Genomic DNA, 304 nt, shown 5'->3' with positions numbered 1-304 from the left:
CGACGTCGCCGGACGAAGCGATCGCGTACCGCAGCAGCCCCCTCTCCGGCCGGCTCACGCTCACGGGCATCGGCGTCGTGGAACTCTCCCTCGCTACCGCGCGTGTGGCCCGCGAGGTGATCCGGGGTCACCTCTTGCGGGACGGGTGGGCAGTGCTTCACTCCTCGGCGGTCGTACGCCCGCAGGACGGGGCGACGCTCCTCGCGTTCGGCGGGAAAGGCGCGGGGAAGACCACGACGGCCCTGCTGCTCGCCTCTTCCGGTTGGCAGCTCCTGGCCAACGACCGGGTGCTGGTCCGGCCGAC

1 pseudogene is annotated in these 304 nt (G+C 72.4%); it reads left to right on the top strand.

The annotated features are described in order from the left end of the window. Positions 1-304 (top strand): annotated as a pseudogene (locus HTV45_RS33765) (hypothetical protein); the annotation flags it as partial.

The organism is Streptomyces sp. CHD11 (assembly GCF_018638295.1).
Classification (GTDB): Bacteria; Actinomycetota; Actinomycetes; order Streptomycetales; family Streptomycetaceae; genus Streptomyces.
Note: the sequence above shows the minus strand (reverse complement) of the source record. Positions and strands in the feature narration are given on the sequence as shown.